The following is an 18,940-nucleotide window of genomic DNA, read 5'->3' as shown; positions in this document are numbered from 1 at the left end:
CGGGTGTTCACCGAACTTCGCAGTGCCGCGGTGGTTGCTGGGTTGCGGGCCCTCGCCCGGCTCACGCCCTATGCCGAGGCGGAGCTGATCGGGCTCCGCAAGATCGTCAAGCCTGGGGACGTCTGTGTCGACGTCGGGGCTGCGCTGGGGCTCTACACGGTGACCCTGTCCAGACTGGTTGGTCCACAAGGGACTGTGCACAGCGTTGAGCCGCTGGTGTTCGCGCATCCTGCTCTGTCGTACGTGTTGCGGCCGCGGGAGGGGCGCAACATCAGGAGGCACTCGGTGGCGCTCGGGAACGGGCAGGGGCGCGAGGTCATGAGCGTGCCGGTGCGGCACGGGAGTCCTGTCACCGGGCGGTCGTTCCTGACTGCGGGGGCCAACGGGCTGGGGTCCAACGAGGAGTTCGACGAGCACCTCGACGTGTTGGTCAAGACCGACACGCTGGACAACTTCGTCACGGCCAACGGGATCACGCGGCTGGATTTCGTGAAGGCGGACGTCGAGGGGGCCGAGCTGCGGGTGCTCGAAGGAGCCGAGCAGACCATCGAGCGCTTCAAGCCCGCGTTCCTGCTGGAGATCGAGGAACGGCACGTCGAGCGGTTCGGGTACAAGGCCCGCGACGTCGCCGACTTCCTCGCCACGCGCGGGTACCGGATGAGCAGGTGGGACGGCAACGGGTGGGTGCCGGCCGACGGCATCGGCGACCGGACGAGGAACTACCTGTTCAGGGCCTGAAAAAGTAGAGGACGCCGACCCCTGGGGGTGGATCGGCGTCCTCATCTCGAAGGTCTACAAGCTGTAGACCTCAAGCTCGTACAGGGAGTATCCGTAACGAGTGGCCCGTTGGGTACCCGTCATTCGGAGGTATCTCGCGTCCTGTGGCGTGAACGCTACGACATCATCGCCGCCATCGCCAGCACTTGTGGAGAAAACGTTCCGCCAGTTCGTGCCGTCATTGGAAAGTTCGATGCGGTAGCCGCTGCCGTACGCCGACTCCCAGTGCAACACAGCGCGACCGATCCGTTGCACAGAGCCGAGGTCGACCTGGATCCACTGGTTGTCGCTCCAGTCGCTGGCCCAGCGCGACGACATGTTGCCGTCCAGCACGTTCGACGGCGGGAGGTTGTTCCATCCCGTCTCGTGGGACGACGCGGTCGCCGTTGCCTTCACGGCCAGGTTGGCGATGTTCTGGCCTCGCCGGGACGGGAACTGCACGACCTGCTGGTAGGTCGGGCGGTTCTGCCAGTGGATCTTGTCCTGGGTGATGCCGCCCATGGCACGGTGGACGATCGTGTCCGCGCACCACTGGTCACCTGCCGCGCAGTCCGCGTCACCGGGGTAGACCTGGTTGGCGGGCTTGGCGACGGCCGCGTTCAGCGAGTCCACCAGCGCGGTCCGGCAGCCGGCCAGCGTGCCGCCGCCGCAGTAGGTCTGCGGGAACGCGCCCTGGACCGGGTCGCCGAGGACCTTGCGCAGGTCCTTGTCCACGTAGCCCCACCAGCCGTACTGGAACGACGAACCCTTGTGCGGTGCCGAGCCGTGCGCGTCCGACGGTGACTCGTCCACCTGCTGGGCGCTCGCGATGGCGTCGTACAGGGCGTCACCCAGCGACGACTTGAACTGGGCCTGCACCAGGAGGGGCCACCACGCATCGAGAATCCGAATCGCGTCGGCGTGGGCGTAGGTCTTGCTGCCCTTCGCGGTCTCCTTGCGCAACGAACCCGAGCGCTGCCAGTCCTTGAGCTTCTGCACGACCGGCGCCAGCGCGGGGTCGACCGGAGCCGACTCCACCACCCGCAGCAGCTCGGGCAGCACCTGCTCGGCCCGCAGGTCCGCGACAGCCGCCTCCGCCATCACGCGGCTCAGCGACGCCCGCGTGACCTTCTGGCCCGACGAGATCAGCGCGCGGACCCTGACGTCCAGCAGGTCACCGCGGTGCACGGCGCTGTGGCCGAAGCTGCCGAACGTGAAGTCCTTCGCCTGCTTGTTGTTCCAGGAGATGTAGTAGTCCTGGTTGATCGAGTTCGGGTGTCCCTCGAACGGCATGTAGGACGCGACGTTCTCGTTGCCGTCCCAGCCGACCCACTCGTAGTCGGGACGGCCCCACACCGGCAGGTTCGGGTCCACAGTGGACCTGCGCACCGGGTTCAGGCCCGAGTTGAAGTACGCGACGTCCTTCGAGTCCGCGTAGAACCAGTTGAACGCGTACCCGATCTTGTTCGCCGTGCGCTGGAAGTCGGACGCCGAACGGATCGCGGCCGGGTCGTTGAGCTCCTGGAACCCGATGATCGAGTCGACCTCGTGCATGTAGGTCGAGCGCAACGTCGTGTACGCCACGACCTTGCCGCCCACCGTCGCACGAGAGGTCACCAGGCCGTACTTCGTCCGCCACATCACCAACGTGTAGGAGCCCGCCGGCGTGCCGTCGGCGACCGTGGGCTTCCAGGCGTTCTTGCGCTCCAGGCGCTCCATCGGCAGGCACGAACCGTGGAACAGGTACGACGTGGAAGCCTTCGTGGCCGGCGAACCGTCCGCGTTGCACAGCTCCACCGCGTACGTGTCGACGATGTCCTGCCCGGACGAGGTCGCGCTCCACGAGTAGTCGACGCCGCGGCCGAGCTGCACGTACATCGAGACGCCCGCGAACGAGACGCCGCGCGAGCGGACGCCGGGACCGTTGAGCTCCTGCAGCATCAGCAGCTGCGGCGCGAAGTACCCGGTCTGCGGGCCCCACACGGCGATCGGGTTTCCGGAATCCGTGTGCGCACCGGACACCGCCAGCGCGTTGGACATGCCGTGCTTCTTGTTCAGCAGGTCGGCGGGCAGGACACCGTCCTCGAAGATCCCGCGAGCCTTCGCCACGTCCGAAGAAGTGGCCACCGAAACGGCAGCGCCGGTGCCGCCCGCCTCGTCGTAGACCATGCGCTCCGGCGTGATGCTGCCGGCGTCGGGCATGGCGACGCCCTGCGGTGAGGCAGGAGAGGCGCCGTACGGGAAAGACTGTCCGTTGTGGAGGGTGAGCACGGCCTCCGGGTCGTTCTGCGCCCGGAACGCCTTCCACACCTGCTCACCGACGGCGGCGCCGTACTTGTTCTGCGCGGCCAGCTTCACCAGCGCGGACTGGACCTCGCCGCCACCGCCCGCACCGAACAGGCCACCGACGACCGACGCGATCGCGACCATGTCGGTCGCCTTGAACGGCTGGATGTCGTTCCAGTTCGTGATCGAGTCGGCGTGCCCGGTCAGGACGTACTCGCCGGGGAAGTTCCGCGCATTCACCGACTGCGTGATGTACGAGTTGATGCCCGAGATGTAGTCGTTGACGTCGGCCACCGCCTGACGCCCGCGCTCACCGTTCTTCGCGGCCGCGGTGTCGATCTGCTTCTGCAGGTCGGCCTCGGTGTACGGGATCTGGTTGTAGAAGCTCTGCTCCAGCACCCGGTTCGACGGCGCGCCGCCGGCGAAACCGGACAGCTGGCCGCGGCCGAGGTGGCGGAACAGGTCCATCAGCCACAGGCGGTCCTGCGCGGCCGCGAAACCGGCGCCGAACATCGTGCCGGACCGCGTGGTGCCGGTGATGTGCGGCATGCCGATCTTCTTGTCGCGCACGATCGTCACGTCCGAGCGCGGCTTCACCGTGCTCTCGACCTGGTCGGACGGCACGCCGAACGAGGCGTCGTTGAAGAAGTTCGTCAGCTGGGCGTTGGTCAGCCCGCTGTGGCCGGAGACCAGCCCGTCGTACTTGCCGAGCTGGTCGGCCGAGTGCGCGGGCCTGGTGCCGAACGCCTTGTGGCCGAGGATCTCGGCCAGGGTCGCGTTGCCGTTGTTGCCGGGCGGCAGGATGTCGCCGCACTGGCCGAGGCAGTAGTCGTCCGCGGCGAACGCGGCCGGGACCGGCTCCGCGGCGTGCGCCGACGGGACGATCATGAGGGAGGCGGTGACGGCGGCGGTCGCCAGCAGGGACGTCACCGGATTGGCTCTCCGCATCGCGCGAAGCTCCTCTCCGTACAGGGCAGGGGTGCTTGTGACGCAGGTTACTTTCCGGTAGCCCTATTGCGAAAGACCTTCGCGTTTACGGAACGGTCACGTTGGGGCTGCATCGATCCGGAAGGCATATGGGTCAAAACGACATCCGCCAAGAAGTTGAGAATCGGATTACCCGGGCCGCATCTGTGTTTCTGGTACGACATTCCACTCAGTGGGATTTCCGCGTTTGGTCACTCAGGGTTCCGATGGCGCCCCTCAAGTCCTGGTGGCATGCCTACGCAGCGAAGTCGGCGGCCAATTCCGGTAACTGTGAACGTTGCCGGTCATCTCGAAAAACCGTTACCACATGATGAGATAACTGAGAATTAACGTGACCTTCGACGTGCGTACGCGAAGATCACGCACATGAGGGAGCACGGAACGCCAATGCGGGAGGCGTCGTGATCAAGGTTCTGCTGGCCGACGACGAGGACCTCGTCCGCTCCGGCCTTCGCATGATCCTGAGCAGCGTCGGGGACATCGAAGTCGTTGCCGAATGCGACGACGGGCATCTGGTGGCCGACCTGGCCCGCCAGCACCGTCCTCACGTGGTCCTGCTCGACATCCGGATGCGCACCTCGGACGGGCTCGTGGCACTGCGGAGGCTGCGGACCCTGCCCGACCCACCGAGGGTCTGCATCCTGACCACGTTCGACGTGGACGAGTACGTCTCGGAAGCGCTGCGGCTGGGTGCCGCGGGCTTCCTGCTCAAGGACACCGAACCGGAACAGCTCGTCAAGGCCGTGCGCGATCTTGCGCGCGGAGGTGCGGTTCTCGACCCGGGAGTCGCGGCACGGGTTCTCGCCGCCGTCGCGGACGGCGAGCGGATGGCCGAGCCGGCACGGAGACTCCTTCAAAGCCTGTCCGAACGGGAGCGCGAGGTCCTCGTGCTGATCGGCCAGGGCATGTCCAACGCGGAGATCGGCGGCACCCTGCACCTGTCGGAGGCGACGGTGAAGGGCTACGTCTCGTCGGTTCTCGGCAAGATCGGCGCGGTCAACCGCGTGCAGGCCGCGCTGGTGGCCTACCGCGGCGGCCTCATCGCCTGATGATGAACGGCGCTTTCGTCCACCTCACGTGGACAAAAGCGCCGTTCATCGAGAGCTAGTTGCCCGAGACGATCTCGGGGATTTCCTCGGCGGAAGGTTCTACCTCGACGCGGTTGCGGCCGTGGCGCTTGGCGCGGTACAGCGCCATGTCCGCGGCCGCGAACAGCTGGTCCAGTTTGGCCGGTCCCGCCGCGACACCGATGCTCACCGTCGGGCGGCGGACCGCGCCGAGCACCATCGTCCAGTCGTGGCCGTCGACGGCCGCGCGGATCCGCTCGGCCACGTTCGGCCCGACGTCCATGTTCGGCCCGGTGTCACCGAGCAGCACCACGAACTCGTCGCCTGCCCAGCGCGCCACCAGGTCGTCCGACCGGCACTCGCGCCGCAGCAACGCCGCGATCTCGCGCAGCGCCGCATCACCGGCCGCGTGCCCGGCGTCGTCGTTCACGCCCTTGAACCAGTCCACGTCGACCAGCACCAGCCACGGCACCCTGCCGCGCGCCGCCGTCGACTCCAGCAACGCCTGAGCCGCGCGTTCGAGCCCGAGCCGGTTCGCGAGGCCCGTCAACGGGTCGCGCGCCGCGGCCTCCTGGGCGGCCACCGCGAGCCGTTGCGCCTGCACGGCCACCCGGCGCTGCTCCAGCGCCTGGCCGAGGCCTTCCTGCAACGTCTCCGTGGCCGTGCGCGAGGCAGCCATCGACCGGCGCAACGCCTCGGCCTCGCCCACCGCGTCACCCAGCGCGTGGCAGATGTCCGCCAGCTCCGTGGAGAACCGCAGCAGCAGTGAGATGTCGTTGATGCGTTCGGCGTTGCACACCGCACGCGCGGCGAGTGTGCGCGCTTCGTCCAGATCACCCTGTTCGCGACGCACGACGGCGAGAACCCAGTTGCCGACCGAGATGCCCCACAGGTCCGTGGCGTCCGACGCGAGCCGCAACGTCTCCGCGCCGAGCTCCTCCGCCTTGTCGAGCTGCCCGACACCGGCCAGGGAACGGCCGAGCGCGCCCATCAACGCCCGGCGCATGACCTCGTCCTTGGCGAGCGAGAGACCCTCGTCGAGGTACGCCAGCGCTTCCTCGAAGATCGCCGGTGCGGCTGCGGGAGGTCCGGAGCAGGCGCGGAAGTTCAGCGAACCGCCGAGGCGCTGCAGGCAGTGCGCCAACGTGTCCGTGTTGCCCGCACGGCGCGCGACCTGAACGGACAACCGCAGCATGTCCAGTGCGGCACGGCGGTTTCCGATGCCCTCCATGAGATAGCCGAGCGAGCCCATCGTCTGGGCCACGGCAGGACTGTCCGAACGGTCGGCGTCGAGATCGGTCCACCCCTCGGCGGCCAATTCCAGGGCGAGGGGAATGCGGCCGAGGCGCCACGCCATCACGGCCCGGTTCACCAGCACCGCCGAACGAACCCAGCGGTCGGCGCCGGGGGACACCTTGGTGACCACCTCGTCGAAGAGACTGTTCGCCTCCGGCAGGCGGCCAGCGTTGAGCAACGCGCGGACCTCTCGGTCCAGCCGCGGAATCTGGCCCGCTACCAGCGGATCGCGCTGCTCCACTCGTTCATCGACTCCGTTCCGACTCGCCGAGCGGCCTGCACACACTACCGGGACGGTCGCGCCCCGTGCCGATCGTGGTGCAGGACGTCACCAAGGGGTAGCCGGTTGCGCCAACCGTGACGTTCGACGATCTTCTTTCCGCCCCCGGTTCCACCCGTCGGCGCAACCGTAGGGGGTGGAGGGGAGCGTGCGGAACAGGCGGTTGGCGCAACGCTGCACGAGTCCGGTCACACAGGACGGCGGTAGCGGTCGTGGTGCAGGACGTCGTCGAGCGGAAGCCGGGTGCGCCACCCGTGCCGCTCGAGGTCCGGAGTGTCGGGAAGGGACCGCACGGGTCCGACGCACAGCCACGCCACGGGACGGATCCTCGCGGGGATGTCCAGCAGGCGGCGCAGCACGTCCTCGCGGTAGAAGCTCACCCATCCGACCCCGAGGCCCTCTTCGGTCGCCGCCAGCCACAGGTTCTGGATGGCCAGACACACCGAGTACAGACCCGCGTCCGCGATGGCGTGCCTGCCGAGCACCGCCGGCGCGCCGCGGTCCGGGTCGTAGGTGACGACGATGCCGAGCGACGACTCCATGACGCCCTCGACCTTGATGCGCGAGAACACCTCCGCGCGTTCCTCGTCGAGCTGTGCGGAGAACACGCTGCGTTCCGCCTGAACGTGATCGCGGAACGCGCGCCGAATCGATTCATCGCGCACCAGCACGAAGTCCCACGGCTGGGAAAGGCCTACGCTCGGCGCCGCGTGGGCCGCGGTCAGCACACGCCGCAGCACGTCAGGCGCGATTTCCTCACCGGTGAACTCCGCGCGGGTGTCCCTGCGCCGGTGCACTACTTCGTACAGGCTCATTCGTGCGATCGTGCCTCACTCGAAAGCACCAACTTCACGCCGGAGAGGTGGCGCTGATCTCACCTGAGGCGATAGACCGATCGGATGCGAAGAATGAAAGGTGGTTACGGCTCTGCGCTCGGATTCGGCGGCGGAGTCGGTGTCACCACGTTCACCGGTGCCTGGCCGCTGATGGCCCTCGTCCTGCTCGCCGCCGTCGTCGTGGTCGTGTCCCTGCGCACGACGATCATCGGCGCAGGGCTGGCCGCACTGCAGTGCTGGGGCCTCTACGCGACCTTCTTGGTCGGTGTTCGTGGCGATCTGACGGTCGACGAACACACGACCTGGGCGCTCGCGTTGCTGGTGCAGCTCGCCGTGCTGGCCTTCCTGGCCAGCACGGCGGTGCGTGTCATCGTCCTTGTGACGGGTACGGCAGCAGGGCCATCTCCCGTGCGTTCTTGATGGCCGTCGCGACCTGACGCTGCTGCTGCGGCGTCAGGCCGGTCACCCGGCGGGACCGGATCTTGCCCCGGTCCGAGATGAACTTGCGCAGGAGCGTGACGTCCTTCCAGTCGACGACGGTCACGCCCTCCTTCGTGAGCAGGTTCTGCCTGCGCTTGGGCTGCGGTTTGCGGTCGCGCATCACCAGCTCGCCTTCGACACGCCGGGAAGTTCGCCCCTGTGGGCCATTTCCCTCAAACGGATGCGCGACAGTCCGAACGCGCGGTTGTACGCGCGCGGGCGTCCGTCCACGACGTCACGATTGCGCAGCCGCGTCGGCGACGCGTCACGCGGCAGCTTCTGCAGGCCCCGCAACGCTTCCTCGCGCGTCTCGGGGTGCCGCAGCATCTCCTTGAGCTCCGCGCGCCGTTCCGCGTAACGCGCCACGACCTCGCGGCGACGCTTGTCCGCGGCGATCTTCGACTTCTTCGCCACGTCAGCGCTCCTCTTTGAAGTCGACGTGCTTGCGCGCCACCGGGTCGTACTTGCGCAGCACCAGCCGGTCCGGGTCGTTGCGGCGGTTCTTGCGGGTCACGTAGGTGTACCCGGTGCCGGCGGTCGACCTCATCTTGATGATCGGCCGGACGTCCGTGCTCTTCGCCATCAGACCTTCACCCCCTGCGCGCGCAGACGGGCCACGGCGGCCTCGACGCCGAGCTTGTCGACGGTCTTGATGCCCTTGGCGGACAACGTCAGCGTCACGAACCGGTTCAGCGACGGCACCCAGTACCGCTTGCGCTGGACGTTCGGGTTCCACCGGCGGCGCGTCTTGCGTTGTGAGTGCGAGACGCGGTTGCCGAAGCCCGGCTCGCGGCCGGTCAGCTGGCAGCGCATGGCGTGAGGTCCTCCTCGAGATCAAACACAGATTGAAACGACATTCGTTTTCAACTACGGTACCTCACATGGAATCCGTTGTCGTCATGGTGGCGGGGCTGGTGGACCACGACGTCGCCGTGCGGGTGTGGCGTGACCGGCCCGGTTCGGTGCTGGTCAGGCACTTTGCGACCGAGACGTGCGTGCGGCGCTGGGTCGACGGCGTCGCGACCGATGTGGAGCTTCTGCACAACTGCGTCTCCTGCACCGTGCGCGAGGACCTGCGCGAGCTGCTCGGCACCTTCCGCGGGCACACGGTCGTGCTGCACCTGGACCCGTTGCTCGAACCGGACGTGGTGCGCCGCGACCTCGGTGTCGACGTCGAGTGCGTGATCACCGTGCTCGACGCGGGGACGTGGCTGGAGGACGCGCTGGGCGACGCCTCGATGGTCAGCGACCAGCGCACGGTGGCCCAGGTCGTCGTCGCGCAGGCCGAAGCCGCGGATGTGCTGGTGCTGCAAGGCGATGCGGACGAACGGACGTTGGCCGTGCTCGACCGGCTGACTCCGGGCGCGCACCGCTGCACACCGGAGACGGTCGTCGTGCGCAGGAGCAGGAAGCCTCGAATGGTGCCGCTCACGCCCGAATGCGGTGTCTCCACAGCGGTTTTCACGGCCGACCGGCCGTTCCACCCGGCGCGGCTGCACGACGCGCTCGACTCGCTGCTCGACGGCACGGTGGTGCGTTCGCGCGGCCGGTTGTGGGTCGCCGACGAACCGGACGTGGCGCTGCACCTGGAATCCGCGGGTGGCGGCCTGCACGTCGGCGAGGGCGGCCCGCGCGAGGGCAAGACCACCCAGATCGTGGCGATCACGCTCGGAGAGCCGGACCAGATCACGGCGGCGTTCACCGACGCGCTGCTGACCGACGACGAACTGTCCTTCGTGGACTCGATCCGAAAGATGGCGATATGAAGCCCGGTATCCACCCCGACTACCACCCGGTGGTCTTCCAGGACGCGTCCACCGGCAGGACGTTCCTGACCCGTTCCACCGCGACGTCGCAGCGCACGATCGAGTGGGAGGACGGCAACTCCTACCCGTTGCTCATCGTCGACATCACCGCCGACTCGCACCCGTTCTGGACGGGCACGCAACGGCTCGTGGACACCGCCGGCCGGGTCGAGAAGTTCAACCGCCGCTACGGAAAGCGAGTGCGCTGATGGCCGTTCCCAAGCGCAAGACGTCCAGGTCCAACACGCGTCACCGCCGGTCGCAGTGGAAGGCCACCGCGCCGGACCTCGTGAAGGTCAGGACGTTGGACGGCAAGGAGCTCCTCGTGCCACGTCGCCTGGTCGCCGCTTACAAGCGCGGCCTCCTCTAAGCGGTCTGCCAAGAGTTCTGTCCGCGACTGTTCCTGTTTGGCGCGAAAAGCACGTTCGGGCCATCTATCGGCCCCAATGTCACGTTCGCGCCAAATGGGCCTGGGGAGCGAACGTGACGTTCGGGCGATCTAGCGGCCCGAACGTGCTTTTCGCGCCAAAACCGGGGCAGCGACGGTGCGGACAGGATTTTGGGCAGGGGCTTAGAGAGGGAGCTGGACCGTCCCGTCCGGTGAGTCGCGCCACTGGTCGAAGGGGCGGTCCAGCTTCCACCCCGTGCCGTCGTGGTCCAGCACGCGGTTCTCACAGGTGTCCGGATTGGACAGCGACTCGAACAGGTCGATGCTCCAGTCGAACAGCCTGCGGCACAACAACCTGATCGTCAGGCCGTGCGACACGACCAGCACCGTCTTCGGGTGAGCCTCGTCCTCGTGCATCCGCACGGTCAGGCCGTCGAGGAACGCCGCGACCCGGTCGTCGACGTCCGCGCCGGACTCGCCGTTGGGCAGCCGGAAGAAGAAGTGCCCGAACGCGTGCCGCTGGTGCTTGAGCATCTCCTGCTGCACCGGGTCCTGGAGGTTGCCCCAGTCCTGCTCGCGCACCCTCGGCTCGGTGACGATCCGCTCGGCGTCCAGGCCCAGGAGCTCGAACGTCCGCTTCGTCCTCCGGTACGGCGACACGTAGGCCGCGACCGGGCCGTCGCCGATCAGGTCCCTGATCACCGGACCGGCCGTGCGGGCCTGCTTCTCGCCGGTCTCGGTGAGCGGCAGCGCGTGGTCGGGGATGCGGCAGTAGGCGAGCTCGTCGACGTTGCCGAGGCTCTGTCCGTGACGCAACAGGATGATCCGCACGCTTCCATCGTGCCTCAGTCGGGCACCCTCCTCGGGCGTTACAGTGCTGGGCGAGTCGAGGAGGAAACCGTCACATGATCAAGTACATCGCGCTGTACAAGAAGCCCGCGAACCCCGAGGACTTCGACGAGAAGTACTTCGGCACGCACATGCCGATCGCCGACTCGGTGCCGGGACTCGTGCGCGCCGAGGTCGCCAAGGTGCAGCGCGTCTTCCTGGCCGGTTTTCTCGGTGACACCGAGCCGTACCTGATCGCAGAGCTGTACTTCGACTCCGCCGAGTCGATGAAGGCCGCCTTCAAAACGCCCGAGTGGGCCTCGTCGGGCGCGAACCTGACCGAGATCGGCGGCATGGAGCTCGTGGCGATGTTCAGCGCCGAGGTCGTGTCGTGAAGGCCGTGGTCATCGGTGGCGGCACGATGGGCGCGGGCATCGTGCACGTGCTGCTCGCGCACGGCCACGAGGTCACGTTGTCGGAGGCCGACGCCGACCGCGCAGAGCAGGGCAGGGCAGCGGTCAGGCGTTCGCTCGAGAAGGCGCAGGAGAAGGGCAAGCTCGCCGACGCCGACGCGGTGTTCGCGAACCTGAGCACCGGTGAGCTGCCCGCGGACGCCGAGCTGGTCGTCGAGGCCGTGCCGGAGAACGTGCCGCTCAAGCAGAAGGTGCTCGGCGACGCGGCGCAGAAGTGCCCGAACGCGATCCTCGCGACCAACACGTCCTCGCTGTCGATCTCCGAGATCGCCGCGGGACTGCCCGGCGAACGCGTGCTGGGCATGCACTTCTTCAACCCCGTGCCCGTGCAGCAGCTCGTCGAGCTCGTGCACCACGACGGCGTCGACCCCGCGAACGTGGCCAAGGCGCGGGCCTGGGCCGAGCAGTGGGGCAAGACTGTGATCGAGGTGCGCGACGCACCGGGGTTCGCGACGTCACGGCTCGGCGTCGCCGTTGGGATGGAAGCGATTCGCATGCTGGAGGAAGGTGTCGCGAGCGCCGCGGACATCGACACCGGCATGAAGCTCGGCTACCGCTGGCCGATGGGTCCGCTGGAGCTGACCGACCTGGTCGGGCTCGACGTCCGGCTGGCCATCGCCGAACACCTCGCGAAGCAGCTCGGGCCGAGGTTCGACCCGCCGCAGCTGTTGCGGGACAAGGTCGCCCGCGGCGAGCTGGGAAAGAAGTCGGGCCAGGGCTTCTTCGCCTGGTAGATAGTTGATCGTGCACATCCGTGAGATCGCCGACGACGACATCGAGGCCGTGTTCCGGCTGGTCAAGCTCGCCTTCAACGCGAGCGAGCGCCCGGACCGCCTCGTGCGGCCCGGTACGCACGGGCTCGTCGCGGAGATCGACGGCCGGGTCGCCGGCGTGCTCCGCATCGGCGAGTACGCCCAGTTCTACGGCGGCGCCGCGGTCCCCATGGGCGGGATCGGCGGTGTCGCCGTCGACGGTGCCCACCGCGGCCGCGGCATCGCGAACGCGTTGCTCGACGCCGCGCTGACCACCATGCGTGAGCACGGTCAGCCGCTGTCGGTGCTCTACGCGACCGTGCCGACGCTGTACCGGGGTCGCGGCTGGGAACGAGCAGGGCTCTTCGAGTGGGTCGAGCTGCCGATGGACAGGCTGCTCGCGGTGCCACGACCGACTGAGCTGATCCCGTCGCGCCCGGCGGAGGAGAGCGATCTCCCCGCGTTGCACGAGTGCTACCTCGAGGTGGCGCGGACGATCGACGGCATGGCCGACCGCCGACCGCCGCGGATCGACGCCACGAAGGTGCTCGAAATGGACCTGGTGAGCGTGCTCCCCGGCCCGAGCGGCCTGCGCGGTTACCTGACCGCGAAACGCGAACCCGGCGGCGGCGACATGGGCCGGCTCAAGGTGTTCGACCTCATCGGTGCCGACGTCGAGGCCCAGCTGAACCTGCTCGCCTCGCTCAAGTCGTGGGCGGGCACGCTCGACACCGTTGACCTGCGGATCAGCGATCCGGCGACGCTCAACCTGCTCGGCGCCACGCCGATGCGGTACTCGGTGTCGACCTCGACGTGGATGCTGCGCGTCGTCGACCTGCCCGCCGCCGTGGCCGCCAGGGGCTGGATGCGCGTGGCGAACGCCGCGGTGGACCTGGAGATCGTCGACGAGCACGCACCGTGGCACGCGGGTCTTCAGCGGATCGTCGTCGAGGACGGCGTGGTGCGTGTCGAGCCCGGTGGCACCGGCGCGGTCCGGTTGCACGCGCGGGCGCTCGGGCCGTGGTTCTCCGGTGCGCAGAACACGCATGCCTTGCGACGTGCGGGTTTGCTGGAGGGCGACCCCGCCGACGCCGTGGTGCTGGATCAGCTCGCCGGCGCGTCCGGTGTGCCGCGGCTCGCGGACTTCTTCTGAGCCGATGACCTTTCTGATTCGTCCGACCGGGTTCGTCAAGTAACAATGAACGTCATGTCGGCCGACGACGCAAGGCACGCCTACGGCGACAACATGGGTTGGCGCCTGAAGGGCTACGCGAAGCGGGACAGCGGACCACCATCGACCGTGCGGGACATCTCGCGTGAACAGTTTCTGGAGATACGGCCGCTCTTCGACGCCGAGGACAACCCGTGGCTCGTGGACCTGAACGAGGTGGTCCCCGAGATCCGGTCCCGCGTGGAGCAGGTGCTCGGCCCGTTGGATCCGGAGCAGGACTACTACGTCACCGGGCACCCGCTCGACTGGGACAAGGACCCGGTGCAGGTCGCACGGGACCTGCTCGACGAGCGGTATCCGCTGGCGACGGCGGCGTTCCTCGGCGGCAGCGTCGCGGCGGGCAACTACACCGCGAACTCCGATCTGGACATGATCGTGATCGTCGACGACCTGCCCTGCGCGTTCCGGGAGACGCTGGAGCACCGCGGCTGGCCGGTCGAGCTGTTCTGTCACACGATCGAGTCGTTCCAGGACTTCGTCGCACGTGACATCCAGGAGCGGCGCCCTCCGTTGCTGCACATGTGCGCCGAGGGGTTCCTCATGCTCGACGCCGACGGCACCGGTCAGCGCATGCGAGCCGAAGCGCGCGCTCTGCTGGAGATCGGCCCTCCGATCCCGACGGCCCTGGAGCTGGAAGACCGCCGGTACGGGACCACGGACCTGCTGGAGGACCTGATCGGCGCACGGGACGATGACGAGCGTCTGTTCGTCGCGGCACGGCTGCTGACCTGCGCGGGCGAACTCGCGCTGGTCGTGCAGAACAAGTGGCTCGGCCACGGGAAGTGGCTGCTGCGGCGGCTCCGCGACGCCAAGGCGGAAGAGCTCGTGGACGCCTACCGCGCGCTGGTGCGGGGCGAGGGCGCGGAGTGGTTCATCGAGGTCGTGGAACACGTCCTGACGTCCGCGGGCGGGCGTCTGGAGGCCGGTTACCGCCGGGACGCGTCCCACCGATGACCAACTACTCTCTCCGTTCGTGCTGCTCACCGTCCTGGAGCTGATCGGGATCGCCGTGTTCGCCGCCTCCGGTGCGGTGGCCGCGGTCCGCGCTCGCCTGGACGTGTTCGGCGTGATCATCCTGGCGCTCACCACCGCGCTGGGCGGCGGCATCGTCCGCGACGTGCTGCTCGGCGTGCACCCGCCGACGAGCCTGCGGAACTGGCCGTACCTGCTGGTCGCCGGGGGCACCGGCCTGATCGTCTTCTGGTTCCACCCGCAGGTCGCGAAGCTCCGCCGCTCGGTGCTGCTGCTGGACGCCGTGGGGCTCGGTCTGTTCGTCACGTCAGGCACCACCACTGCGCTCGCTCTCGGCGCGACGCCCTACGCGGCGTGTCTGATCGGTATGACCACGGGGATCGGTGGTGGCGCACTTCGTGATCTTCTCCTCCGAGAGATCCCGTTGGTCCTGAGGAGAGAGATCTACGCCGTGGCGGCGCTGTGCGGTGCGGTCGTCGTCGCTGTGGGGGAATGGGCGAAATTCCCGAAAGGCCTGGTCGCGCTGACCGGTGCGGTGCTGATCATCACCATCAGGCTGATCGCGCTGTGGCGGAAGTGGAACGCGCCCGTCGCGCGGGGCCTCGAAGGCTAACGCCGAACTCACACCCGCAGTTAGGGCCCTTCTCAGGCGCCTCTCAGATCCCTCGGCAAGACTGCCCCCATGCGCATCCTCGTTGTCGATGACGATCGGGCGGTCAGGGAGTCACTCCGCCGCTCGCTCCAGTTCAACGGCTACCAGGTCGAGACTGCCGGAGACGGCATGCAGGCCCTGGAGTCGGTGAACGCCGCCAGGCCGGACGCCATGGTGCTCGACGTGATGATGCCGCGGCTGGACGGTCTCGAGGTGTGCCGCAGGTTGCGCAGCACCGGAGACGACCTGCCGATCCTCGTGCTCACCGCGCGTGACGCCGTGAGCGATCGCGTGTCGGGACTGGACGCCGGAGCCGACGACTACCTGCCCAAGCCGTTCGCGCTGGAGGAGCTGCTGGCCAGGCTGCGCGCGTTGCTGCGCCGTGCCGCCCAGGACATCGACGCCGCCACCCAGCAGTCCGCCGCGGTGCTCAAGTTCGCCGACCTGGAGCTGGACCCGTCCACCAGGGACGTCCGCCGCGGTGACCGTCCGATCAGCCTGACCCGCACCGAGTTCGCGCTGCTCGAGCTCCTGCTGGCGCACCCGCGTCAGGTGCTCACGCGCAGCCGCATCCTGGAGGACGTGTGGGGATACGACTTCCCGACCTCGGGCAACGCACTCGAGGTCTACGTGGGCTACCTGCGCCGCAAGACGGAGGCGGAGGGGGAGCCGCGGCTGATCCACACGGTGCGTGGAGTGGGCTACGTCCTCCGGGAGACCCCTCCGTGATCTTCGAACCCCAGGGACGGCTGCAGAGGGCGTCGCTGCGGGCTCGGGTCACCTGGCTCGCGGCGTTCTGCGTCGCCGGAGCCGTGGCGCTGGTGTCGTTCGGCGCGTACATGATCGTGCGCAAGAACGTCTACGACGCACTCGACGAGAGCCTGCGCGAGCGGGCGATCGCGGTGGTCAACGGCGCGCAGTTCAGCTCACCCGACCAGGTGCAGAACTACCCGGCGGCCTTCCTCGCCGCCGGCGACGTGCGGATGGGCCTGCTCAACGGGGTGACCGGGTCGTTGCGCTACCCGGAGAACTCCAAGGAGCCGCCGAACGACCCGAAGGCGCGCGAGGTCGCGCAGGGCCTGCGCGACGACTACCTGTGGACGGACTACCGCAGCGACACGCGCGCGATCGCCGTGCAGTACCAGAACGGCACCGCGATCGTGATCGCCCAATCTTTGGCGCCGCAACGCACGACGCTGGCCAAGCTCAGCGTCGTCCTGCTGCTCATCGGCGGCGCCGGCGTGCTGCTCGCGGCCATCGCGGGCACGGCGGTCGCCCGCACCGGTCTGCGGCCCGTTCAACGTCTGACAGAAGCGACAGAACGCGTCGCGAACACCGGTGACCTCACACCGATCCCGGTGTCGGGCGACGACGAGCTGGCGCGGCTGACGCACAGCTTCAACGCGATGCTCGGCGCCGTCGCGGAGTCGCAGGAACGACAACGCCGCCTCGTCGCCGACGCGGGCCACGAACTGCGCACACCGCTGACCTCCATGCGCACCAATTTGGAACTCCTGTTGGCGTCGGAACGTCCGGATTCGCCCACGTTGTCCGAAGAGGACAAGCGGGAGATCCAGTCCGACGTCCGCGCACAGCTCGACGAACTGACCACGTTGATCGGTGACCTGGTCGAACTGGCCCGTGAGGACGCCCCTCAGGTGATCCACGAGCCCGTCGATCTGGTCGAGGTGGTAGAACGGTCTTTGGACCGCGCGCGCCGGCGTGCCTCGAACGTCGCGTTCGACGTGCACCTGCAACCGTGGACACTTCTGGGTGATTCCAGTGCTCTCGAGCGCGCGGTGCTGAACCTCCTCGACAACGCGGTGAAGTTCAGCCCTTCGGGCTCTGCGGTGCGGCTGAACCTCCGTCAGGTGGGCGACGGCAGCGCCGTGGTGGAGGTGGCGGACGCGGGCCCAGGCATCGCGGACGCCGATCTACCTCACGTTTTCGAGCGGTTCTACCGTTCGTCCGAGGCGAGGACCCTCCCGGGTTCGGGCCTGGGACTCGCCATCGTGAAGCAGGTGGCACAACGGCACGGCGGCACGGCCACCGCGGGCAGAGCGCCCGAGGGCGGTGCCCTGTTCACGTTGCGCCTACCCGGACGTCCGTAAGGTGGGGCGTGTGAGTCATCGCGTGAACGACGATTCTTCGTCGACCTGGGAGACAACGCCTCCCACCGGAGACGGCCCTGAGCGCACCACGCGCTTCTCCACGTCGAAGCCGTCCTCCTCCTCGTCTTCGTACGGGGACGACCCGGTGGCGCGGTTCTCCAAGAAGAAGGCGAAGAAGAAGCAGCCGTTCTGGAAAGAGCTGCTGGTCATCTTCAGCGTCGCGCTGCTGCTGACCGTGGTCATCCAGACGTTCGTCGCGCGCGTGTTCGTCATCCCGTCGGCCTCGATGGAAACGACCCTGCACGGCTGCACGGGCTGCGTGAACGACAAGGTGCTGGTCGAAAAGATCACGTACCTGTTCAGCGACCCCCGCCCAGGCGACGTGATCGTCTTCCGCGGCCCTCCGAACTGGACAGGCGGCAAGGAGCCCCCGAACTTCATGGTGGGCACGCTCCAGGACCTCGGCTCGATGGTGAACCTCTCCGAGCCCAGCGGCACGGACTTCATCAAGCGAGTCATCGCAGTAGGCGGCCAAACCGTCGAGTGCTGCGACGACCAGGGCCGCGTTCTCGTCGACGGCAAGCCGCTGGACGAGCCGTACCTGAACTTCGGCGGCGGCCCCCGCCAGCAGGACTCGTTCGAGAAGGTCACCGTCCCCGCGGGCAAGCTGTGGGTGATGGGCGACAACCGCAACAACTCGTCGGACTCGCGCAAGCACGGCGACCCGACCCCCGCGGACGGCGCGATCCCGATCTCGAACGTGGTGGGCAAGGCGCGGGTGATCGTGATCCCGGTGGGCAGGTGGGGCTCGATCTCGGACTACAACCCGCAGACCGGCGGCAAGTAGGCCGCTAGGCAGAGACGCAGCAAAGGGGCGAGGCCGACACGGTCTCGCCCCTTTTGGCGTTTCAGGGGGCAGGTAGGGCACACGCACCCGACAGGTGCGGTAACCGCCCCGACTCGACCACGCGCGATTGCGATTGGGTTTCGAGGTTGGTGGCGCGGGCCGGCTTGGGGTTGGTGGTTGCTTTGGGTCGTATGACGAGCCGGGTCATTTCATCGCCGCTTCGCGACGATTGCGATTGGGGCTTGACTTCGGGGCCCTTGCGAGGCGCTGTGTCGGGCGGAAAAGGTCGGATGCTTCGCACCCGCCCGATCCGAAAAGGCTAGCACCTCGCTCCCAAAGTCAAGCCCCAATCGCACTCGTGCGTGGTTGCGTTGGGTTGTTCGGCTCGCCTCATTACCGCTTGCCTGCGTTCGCATAGCCCTGTACGGCTCGCCTTCGGCATCGCGTTCCCGGTGGCGGCTGGGCGATTCACTCGATTGTGTTCGGGTTTTCCCGTTATCGTTTTGTGATCTTGCGGTAGATTGGAACACGTGATCGAAACCCGACTCCTCCCCACCGACGAGCTGCTTCGCAGTGTCGTCAGCAAGGTGACGGAGATTCGGGTGCGCGAGAACGAGATGATGCAGGAAATCGCCGAGCTCGAACGGCGCGGAGCCGCCAGCGAGCTGGGGTACAAGGATTTGTCGCGTGTGTTGCGGCATGCTGTCCGCTGGGATCTCACCACCGCCAGGCGCTGGATCGCCAATGCCGCGTTGCTGACCAACGAGATCACCCCGACCGGCAGCGAGCTCGCCCCCAAACTCCCGCTGACAGCGGAAGCGGTGGCCGAGGGCGCGCTGTCGGTCGAGCACGTCGCAGCAGTCGCCGAGATCATGAAGACCGTGCCCGCCGAA

23 protein-coding genes are annotated in these 18,940 nt (G+C 68.0%); 15 read left to right on the top strand and 8 right to left on the bottom strand.

The annotated features are described in order from the left end of the window. Nucleotides 1-3 precede the first annotated feature (3 nt). Entirely contained in the window at nucleotides 4-738 is a 735-nt protein-coding gene (locus ACFOWZ_RS44610; protein ID WP_382380243.1) for an FkbM family methyltransferase, read from the top strand. A 54-nt stretch (nucleotides 739-792) separates the two neighbouring features. On the opposite strand, the gene ACFOWZ_RS44605 is transcribed toward ACFOWZ_RS44610, so the two are convergent. Next, nucleotides 793-3,990 (bottom strand): penicillin acylase family protein, encoded by a 3,198-nt coding sequence (locus ACFOWZ_RS44605; protein WP_382380241.1) that lies wholly within the window; start codon nucleotides 3,988-3,990, stop codon nucleotides 793-795. Between the two features lie 440 nt (nucleotides 3,991-4,430). Here ACFOWZ_RS44605 and ACFOWZ_RS44600 point away from each other — a divergent pair, with 440 nt between their 5' ends. Continuing rightward, on the top strand, nucleotides 4,431-5,078 hold the full coding sequence (locus ACFOWZ_RS44600) for a response regulator (protein ID WP_030467690.1): 648 nt from the start codon (nucleotides 4,431-4,433) through the stop codon (nucleotides 5,076-5,078). A gap of 55 nt (nucleotides 5,079-5,133) precedes the next feature. Here the strand turns inward: ACFOWZ_RS44600 and ACFOWZ_RS44595 are convergent, their stop codons facing one another. After that, nucleotides 5,134-6,633: a tetratricopeptide repeat-containing diguanylate cyclase gene (locus ACFOWZ_RS44595; RefSeq protein WP_382380239.1), complete on the bottom strand. Its 1,500-nt coding sequence runs from the start codon at nucleotides 6,631-6,633 to the stop codon at nucleotides 5,134-5,136. Between the two features lie 227 nt (nucleotides 6,634-6,860). Then, the gene (gene bluB, locus ACFOWZ_RS44590) at nucleotides 6,861-7,487 is read right to left on the bottom strand and encodes a 5,6-dimethylbenzimidazole synthase (RefSeq protein ID WP_382380237.1); all 627 of its coding nucleotides are present in this window, start codon (nucleotides 7,485-7,487) and stop codon (nucleotides 6,861-6,863) included. An 84-nt stretch (nucleotides 7,488-7,571) separates the two neighbouring features. Here bluB and ACFOWZ_RS44585 point away from each other — a divergent pair, with 84 nt between their 5' ends. Further along, nucleotides 7,572-7,928, top strand: a complete 357-nt coding sequence (locus ACFOWZ_RS44585; protein ID WP_382380235.1) for a hypothetical protein — start codon at nucleotides 7,572-7,574, stop codon at nucleotides 7,926-7,928. Here the strand turns inward: ACFOWZ_RS44585 and rpsR are convergent. From rpsR to rpmB, 4 genes are read right to left on the bottom strand one after another with little or no spacing between them, the layout of a single operon-like run. Next, nucleotides 7,876-8,109: a 30S ribosomal protein S18 gene (gene rpsR, locus ACFOWZ_RS44580; protein WP_030467686.1), complete on the bottom strand. Its 234-nt coding sequence runs from the start codon at nucleotides 8,107-8,109 to the stop codon at nucleotides 7,876-7,878. The two genes, ACFOWZ_RS44585 and rpsR, sit on opposite strands and share 53 nt — an antisense overlap. Beyond that, entirely contained in the window at nucleotides 8,109-8,402 is a 294-nt protein-coding gene (gene rpsN, locus ACFOWZ_RS44575; RefSeq protein ID WP_167977119.1) for a 30S ribosomal protein S14, read from the bottom strand. Before rpsN ends, rpsR begins: the two co-directional genes overlap by 1 nt. Before the next feature lies 1 nt (nucleotide 8,403). Further along, nucleotides 8,404-8,571 (bottom strand): 50S ribosomal protein L33, encoded by a 168-nt coding sequence (gene rpmG / locus ACFOWZ_RS44570; RefSeq protein ID WP_086666242.1) that lies wholly within the window; start codon nucleotides 8,569-8,571, stop codon nucleotides 8,404-8,406. After that, complete coding sequence (gene rpmB, locus ACFOWZ_RS44565; RefSeq protein ID WP_089909103.1) at nucleotides 8,571-8,801, bottom strand: 50S ribosomal protein L28; 231 nt, start codon at nucleotides 8,799-8,801, stop codon at nucleotides 8,571-8,573. Before rpmB ends, rpmG begins: the two co-directional genes overlap by 1 nt. A gap of 68 nt (nucleotides 8,802-8,869) precedes the next feature. Between rpmB and ACFOWZ_RS44560 the strand changes: the two genes are divergently transcribed. The 3 genes from ACFOWZ_RS44560 to rpmF are packed head-to-tail and all read left to right on the top strand — an operon-like array spanning nucleotide 8,870 to nucleotide 10,163. Further along, on the top strand, nucleotides 8,870-9,754 hold the full coding sequence (locus ACFOWZ_RS44560; protein WP_382380231.1) for a GTP-binding protein: 885 nt from the start codon (nucleotides 8,870-8,872) through the stop codon (nucleotides 9,752-9,754). Continuing rightward, nucleotides 9,751-10,002: a type B 50S ribosomal protein L31 gene (locus ACFOWZ_RS44555; protein WP_382380229.1), complete on the top strand. Its 252-nt coding sequence runs from the start codon at nucleotides 9,751-9,753 to the stop codon at nucleotides 10,000-10,002. The genes ACFOWZ_RS44560 and ACFOWZ_RS44555 overlap by 4 nt, the downstream gene beginning before the upstream one ends. After that, complete coding sequence (gene rpmF, locus ACFOWZ_RS44550) at nucleotides 10,002-10,163, top strand: 50S ribosomal protein L32 (protein ID WP_382380227.1); 162 nt, start codon at nucleotides 10,002-10,004, stop codon at nucleotides 10,161-10,163. Before ACFOWZ_RS44555 ends, rpmF begins: the two co-directional genes overlap by 1 nt. Nucleotides 10,164-10,364: 201 nt before the next feature. On the opposite strand, the gene ACFOWZ_RS44545 is transcribed toward rpmF, so the two are convergent. After that, entirely contained in the window at nucleotides 10,365-11,012 is a 648-nt protein-coding gene (locus ACFOWZ_RS44545; RefSeq protein ID WP_382380225.1) for a histidine phosphatase family protein, read from the bottom strand. Nucleotides 11,013-11,086: 74 nt separating this feature from the next. Between ACFOWZ_RS44545 and ACFOWZ_RS44540 the strand changes: the two genes are divergently transcribed. The 9 genes from ACFOWZ_RS44540 to ACFOWZ_RS44500 form a co-directional block, all read left to right on the top strand. After that, nucleotides 11,087-11,404: an EthD family reductase gene (locus tag ACFOWZ_RS44540; protein ID WP_030467678.1), complete on the top strand. Its 318-nt coding sequence runs from the start codon at nucleotides 11,087-11,089 to the stop codon at nucleotides 11,402-11,404. Beyond that, a complete protein-coding gene (locus ACFOWZ_RS44535; RefSeq protein WP_382380223.1) occupies nucleotides 11,401-12,216 on the top strand; it encodes a 3-hydroxyacyl-CoA dehydrogenase family protein in 816 nt (271 codons plus the stop codon). Before ACFOWZ_RS44540 ends, ACFOWZ_RS44535 begins: the two co-directional genes overlap by 4 nt. A 10-nt stretch (nucleotides 12,217-12,226) precedes the next feature. Next, on the top strand, nucleotides 12,227-13,387 hold the full coding sequence (locus ACFOWZ_RS44530) for a GNAT family N-acetyltransferase (RefSeq protein WP_382380221.1): 1,161 nt from the start codon (nucleotides 12,227-12,229) through the stop codon (nucleotides 13,385-13,387). Nucleotides 13,388-13,441: 54 nt separating this feature from the next. After that, entirely contained in the window at nucleotides 13,442-14,419 is a 978-nt protein-coding gene (locus ACFOWZ_RS44525; RefSeq protein WP_382380219.1) for a nucleotidyltransferase domain-containing protein, read from the top strand. A 19-nt stretch (nucleotides 14,420-14,438) separates the two neighbouring features. Next, the gene (locus ACFOWZ_RS44520; protein WP_030467674.1) at nucleotides 14,439-15,050 is read left to right on the top strand and encodes a trimeric intracellular cation channel family protein; all 612 of its coding nucleotides are present in this window, start codon (nucleotides 14,439-14,441) and stop codon (nucleotides 15,048-15,050) included. A gap of 69 nt (nucleotides 15,051-15,119) precedes the next feature. After that, on the top strand, nucleotides 15,120-15,818 hold the full coding sequence (locus ACFOWZ_RS44515) for a response regulator transcription factor (protein WP_030467673.1): 699 nt from the start codon (nucleotides 15,120-15,122) through the stop codon (nucleotides 15,816-15,818). Continuing rightward, the gene (locus ACFOWZ_RS44510) at nucleotides 15,815-17,200 is read left to right on the top strand and encodes a sensor histidine kinase (protein ID WP_382380216.1); all 1,386 of its coding nucleotides are present in this window, start codon (nucleotides 15,815-15,817) and stop codon (nucleotides 17,198-17,200) included. The genes ACFOWZ_RS44515 and ACFOWZ_RS44510 overlap by 4 nt, the downstream gene beginning before the upstream one ends. Nucleotides 17,201-17,210: 10 nt before the next feature. After that, on the top strand, nucleotides 17,211-18,047 hold the full coding sequence (gene lepB / locus ACFOWZ_RS44505; protein ID WP_382380214.1) for a signal peptidase I: 837 nt from the start codon (nucleotides 17,211-17,213) through the stop codon (nucleotides 18,045-18,047). Nucleotides 18,048-18,577: 530 nt separating this feature from the next. Beyond that, on the top strand, nucleotides 18,578-18,940 hold a 363-nt coding region (locus ACFOWZ_RS44500), incomplete at its 3' end, for a DUF222 domain-containing protein (RefSeq protein ID WP_382380212.1).

It is taken from the genome of Lentzea rhizosphaerae (assembly GCF_042649515.1).
Taxonomy (GTDB): Bacteria; Actinomycetota; Actinomycetes; order Mycobacteriales; family Pseudonocardiaceae; genus Lentzea; species Lentzea aerocolonigenes.
Note: the sequence above shows the minus strand (reverse complement) of the source record. Positions and strands in the feature narration are given on the sequence as shown.